Raw genomic sequence first — 3,683 nt, forward strand, 5'->3', positions numbered from 1 at the left:
CGTGCCCATGGCCTTCAATGTGGGCGCGGGCGCCGAGGTGCAGCGTCCGTTGGCCAGCGTGGTGATCGGGGGGATCATCTCCTCGACGATCCTCACCCTCCTGGTGCTGCCCGCCCTCTACCGCATGGTGCATGGGCGTCGGGGGGCGCGGGATGGCGCGGCCAAGTGATCCGGACGCCGGTCCCCGGCTAGGGCCCTAGAGCGGCGCCTTCATCGCGCAGACCGTCGCGGCCAGTTGCTGGAAGCCAGGGGTGTAGGAGGTCCAGGGCGTGGCGGGGGCGGGGTTGGCCGGATAGAGCATGGCGCCGGTCTGGGCGTAGTTGGCGCCGCTGATATAGGTCGCCGTCTTGGCCTGGCAGTCGAAGGCCACCTTGTGGATCGACCAGGCCACCGGGCTGGGATTGGCGCCGAAGTTGGTGGGGGTGGCGTAGAGGGTCTGGACCGAGGTGGTCTTCACGGCGCCGTCGATGGCGATCTCGCCGGAGGTGAAGGACCAGGCGGCGAAACTGTCGCGCGCGACGCCTTCGTAATAGGGCGCGGCGGCGGCCTGCAGGGCGAGGCTGAGGCCGGCGGCCAGGAACGGGGTCGCGATCATTGGACCTCGAGCCCCTTGGTCTGCATGACGCCGTCCGGACCGGGCACGCCGGTGACCGTGACCGACATGGTGCCGCTGCCGCCGCCGTTGTCCTGCACGTTGAAGACCACGATGTTGGGCTGCTTGAGGGTGATGAGCTTGACCCGGGTGAAGCCGCCGTCGGTCCCGTTCACGAGCGGGTGGGTGTAGGTGGTGAAGCCGTCGGCGTCCGCCGCCGGGATCTCCGAGGCCGGCCGGCAGCCGAAGAACCGGATGGGTCCGGCCGTCGGGTCCACGGCCCAGGCCGCTTCCGACAGGCACTTGGGATCCAGGATGATCCCCGCCCCGCCCATGGCCGAGGCGCTGGAACTGGCGAGCAGGGAAAACGCGGCGGCGATCAACAGGCGCTTCATGGCGGAGGTTCCGGGATAGCGGTCAGGAGGCGGGCGTCAGGCCCAGGGTGATGGTGTAAAGCATCTGAGCGGGCCTTGGATGGCAGCTGGCCATCGGCGCGTCCTCGCGGCAGACACCCTTGGCGGTGTCGTAGTTGACGCTGACGGCCACCGCCTGGTCGGCCTTGCGGTAGCCCATGGCCGTGCCGGTGGGACCGTCGGCGGCGGCGTTGATGTCGGGCGCCCAGCCGCGGCCCTGCATCATGGCGTCGAGCTTGGCCGCCACGGCCTGGAAGCTGGTTCCGAAGACCGCCCCCGTGCCCTTGAAGCTGATGAGACAGCCCGGGGCGTCGGCCTGGCCGGGGTAGGACACGCTGGCGAGCGCCGCGCTCGACGTCGCCCCCAGCGCCATGTCGGCGCCCGACTTCAGGGCCAGGCAGGTGGCGGGCACGGCAGGCGCGGCGTGAGCCGCCGACGTTGCGACGAGCGCCGCGATGGCGACAAGCCCTGCAAAGGTCAGTTTCATGATCGGCTCCCCCCCGGGTTCTGCGGAAGAATAGCATGGGTATCCGACATGAACAGTGAAGCTTGTTCCCGCGAGTCACTTCCCCACTTTGGGGGAGCTGGCTTGCTGGGGACCTGGCGCCCTACGGCTTCCGGAACTTCAGGATGAACTGGTCGGTCTTGCCGCGGATGGCGGGGTCGAAGACGTTGGCGGTGCGGGGATCGGCCGGGACGTCGAGTAGTTGGCTTTCGCTCTCCAGCTTGAAGCCGGCGGCCTCGACCTCGGCCTTCACCGCGGCGATGTCGATGCGGTGCAGGGTGTCGGCGGCGGTGATCCCGCTGCCCGCCTTGGCCTCGTGGTCGACGATCAGGTAGATCCCGCCGGACTTCAGGGACTTGAACACCTCGGCGTTGACCTTGGCGGCGGTGTCGGCGGGGAACGGCTTGAGGTGCAGGTCGTGATAGTTCTGGACCGTCAGCACCAGGTCCAGGCCGTCGGGCAGGTCCAGGGCGCCGAAGCCCATGCTGAGCGGGGTGATGTTCTTGTAGGCCGCCGAGACCTCCTTGATGCTGACGCCGTAATTGGCGCCGAAGGCGATGAACTCGGCCGGCTGGTAGGCGTAGACCTGGCCCGTGGGGCCGACGGCCACCGACAGGATGCGGGTGAAGTAGCCGCCGCCCATCACCAGGTCGGCCACCTTGTCGCCGGGCTTCAGGCCGGTCAGCGCCAGCAGTTCACCGGGCTTGCGGGCGGCGTCGGCGGCGGTCTCCGCGGCCGGACGCGCGGGGTCGGCCAGGGCCGCGGCGATGTTGGCGGGGACCTGGGCCGAGGCCGGGGCGGCGGTGAGGGCCGCGACGGCGGCGAGGATCACGAGGGTCGGGTTCATGGGGGCTCCTCCGGCGTTTTGCCGAGGATAGCACGGGTATCTGGGGCGGATAGTGGCGGCCGGTTCGCCTTTCCTCCCCCGTAAACATGTTTGGACCGGGGACATCCGTGACACCTGTTCGGAGACATCCGTGGCACCTTTTGACCTCGCAGGGAGGTCGAGAGATGCCATTCACGGGGGTCTCGGCGATGGATCGCAAGCAGGAGTTTGTTCGCCTGGCGCTGGCGGATGGGGCGAACATACGGGAGCTTTGTCGTCGGTTCGGGGTGAGTTCGACGCTGGCTTACAGGCTGCTGGGCCGCTTCCAGGCTGAGGGGCCGTCGGGTCTTGATGAGCGGCCGCGGCGGCCGCTGACCTCGCCCCGGCAGACAAGCGAGGTGATCGAGGCGGCGGTGTTGGCGGTGCGGGCCGAGCATCCGGCCTGGGGCGGTCGCAAGATCGCCGCGGTGCTGAAGCGGCGAGGCCTGGCGTCGCCGTCGCCGTCGACGATCACCGAGATCCTGCGCCGGCACGGCGTCGAGCTGGGCGCGTTCGGCGGCGGCGAGGCAGCCTTCATCCGCTTCGAGCATCCAGCGCCCAACGACCTATGGCAGATGGACTTCAAGGGTCATGTGGCCATGCGCTCGGGCCGGCTGCATCCGTTGACGGTGCTCGACGATCACTCGCGCTTCTGTGTGATCCTGGCCGCCTGCGACAACGAGAGAACCCAGACGGTGAAGGGCCATCTGAGCAGGGCCTTCGAGCGCTACGGCCTGCCCTGGCGCATGACCATGGACAACGGCTCACCCTGGGGGAACGGACCGGGCGATCCCTTCACGCCGCTTGGCGTATGGCTGATCGAGCAGGACATCGGCGTCGGCCATTCGCGGCCCTATCATCCCCAGACGCAAGGCAAGGACGAGCGCTTCCACCGCACCCTCAAGGCCGAGGCCCTAGCCGTCCCGCCCTTCGAAGGCCTCCACCACGCCGCTCGCCATCTTGAGCACTGGCGAGGCGTCTACAACACCGAGCGGCCACACCAGGCCCTTGGCATGGCTACGCCCGTCGACCGCTACGCCATCAGCCCACGGCCGTGGCAGCCAACCCTCGAGCCCTTCGAATACGCCCCCGACGACCAGCTGCGCCGCGTCCCGGTCAGCGATGGTCGCATCAGCTTCAAGAGCCGCCTGTGGCGTGTCCCCAAGGCCTTCAGCGGCAAGATCGTCGCCGTCCGACCTACGTCCACCGACGGTCTCTACGACGTCGTCTTCCGCTCAACCAAGATCGCCACCATCGACCTGCATGGGCAAAGCGACCAATCTCACAGTGCCACGGATGTCTCCGAAC

General features: G+C 68.7%; 6 protein-coding genes. 2 read left to right on the top strand and 4 right to left on the bottom strand.

Going from position 1 to position 3,683, the window contains the following annotated elements; genetic code table 11:
* Positions 1–169: efflux RND transporter permease subunit (locus RMO97_RS09190; protein ID WP_409035301.1), on the top strand; the 169-nt coding region annotated here is incomplete at its 5' end.
* Positions 170–196: 27 nt separating this feature from the next.
* Here the strand turns inward: RMO97_RS09190 and RMO97_RS09195 are convergent.
* The 4 genes from RMO97_RS09195 to RMO97_RS09210 all read right to left on the bottom strand — a co-directional run bounded on the left by RMO97_RS09195 (position 197) and on the right by RMO97_RS09210 (position 2,357).
* Positions 197–595, bottom strand: coding sequence for a hypothetical protein (locus tag RMO97_RS09195; RefSeq protein WP_310540527.1), 399 nt, complete (start codon positions 593–595; stop codon positions 197–199).
* Entirely contained in the window at positions 592–987 is a 396-nt protein-coding gene (locus tag RMO97_RS09200; protein ID WP_310540529.1) for a hypothetical protein, read from the bottom strand. The genes RMO97_RS09195 and RMO97_RS09200 overlap by 4 nt, the downstream gene beginning before the upstream one ends.
* 22 nt (positions 988–1,009) lie before the next feature.
* Positions 1,010–1,492 (bottom strand): hypothetical protein, encoded by a 483-nt coding sequence (locus tag RMO97_RS09205; protein ID WP_310540530.1) that lies wholly within the window; start codon positions 1,490–1,492, stop codon positions 1,010–1,012.
* Positions 1,493–1,613: 121 nt separating this feature from the next.
* A complete protein-coding gene (locus RMO97_RS09210) occupies positions 1,614–2,357 on the bottom strand; it encodes a methyltransferase (protein ID WP_310540532.1) in 744 nt (247 codons plus the stop codon).
* Between the two features lie 164 nt (positions 2,358–2,521).
* Here RMO97_RS09210 and RMO97_RS09215 point away from each other — a divergent pair.
* On the top strand, positions 2,522–3,683 hold a 1,162-nt coding region (locus RMO97_RS09215), incomplete at its 3' end, for an IS481 family transposase (protein WP_310540534.1).

This window comes from Phenylobacterium sp. (assembly GCF_031425575.1).
Classification (GTDB): Bacteria; Pseudomonadota; Alphaproteobacteria; order Caulobacterales; family Caulobacteraceae; genus Phenylobacterium.

What these genes read in the sequence shown, in the direction of transcription:
- RMO97_RS09195 (WP_310540527.1), bottom strand. Translation starts at nt 595, where the DNA reads ATGATCGCGACCCCGTTCCTGGCCGCCGGCCTCAGCCTCGCCCTGCAG.
- RMO97_RS09200 (WP_310540529.1), bottom strand. Translation starts at nt 987, where the DNA reads ATGAAGCGCCTGTTGATCGCCGCCGCGTTTTCCCTGCTCGCCAGTTCC.
- RMO97_RS09205 (WP_310540530.1), bottom strand. Translation starts at nt 1,492, where the DNA reads ATGAAACTGACCTTTGCAGGGCTTGTCGCCATCGCGGCGCTCGTCGCA.
- RMO97_RS09210 (WP_310540532.1), bottom strand. Translation starts at nt 2,357, where the DNA reads ATGAACCCGACCCTCGTGATCCTCGCCGCCGTCGCGGCCCTCACCGCC.